The following is a 440-nucleotide window of genomic DNA, read 5'->3' on the forward strand; positions in this document are numbered from 1 at the left end:
CTGCAGCGCTAGCCCCCGGCCCGTCATAACGGCGGCCGAGGGCTACGTCTTCTTCATCCCCTATCCGATGCCTACCAAGGCGGCAACAGTTGGGAGAAAGAGGATAATCAGCGCGCCGCCGATTATGTCGAAGATGATGCCTGTGCGGATCATACGCGCGATGCAATCGCAGCCGGAGCCGTAAACGATGGCATTTTGCGGCGTGAAAATTGAAAGCATGAAGCCAAAGGATGCGCCGAAGGTAGTTGTCAGATGCGAGTTTTTGGTACCGGTGTTCTGGGGACTCGGTACTGCCGTGTTCCGGGTAGTTGGTACCGGGCCGAGGGGTGCGTCGGCCCGGACGGGCTACAATTTCAGGGTGGAATCACAGCTAGTCGCCTACATCGATGAGTCCTCCGCCCTTAGACCCCCAGACCAGCAGGAGTACATGGTGTGTGCAA

Annotated in this window: 2 pseudogenes; one reads left to right on the forward strand and one right to left on the reverse strand. The window is 58.2% G+C overall.

Annotation, left to right across the window (positions count from 1 at the left end):
* Nucleotides 1-60: 60 nt before the first annotated feature.
* Nucleotides 61-243: pseudogene (locus QKE52_RS13350) on the reverse strand (anion transporter); the annotation flags it as partial.
* Between QKE52_RS13350 and QKE52_RS13355 the strand changes: the two are divergent.
* Nucleotides 218-440, forward strand: a pseudogene (locus QKE52_RS13355) (hypothetical protein); the annotation flags it as partial. The pseudogenes QKE52_RS13350 and QKE52_RS13355 overlap by 26 nt on opposite strands.

This window comes from Corynebacterium sp. c25Ua_47 (assembly GCF_039907205.1).
Classification (GTDB): Bacteria; Actinomycetota; Actinomycetes; order Mycobacteriales; family Mycobacteriaceae; genus Corynebacterium; species Corynebacterium hiratae.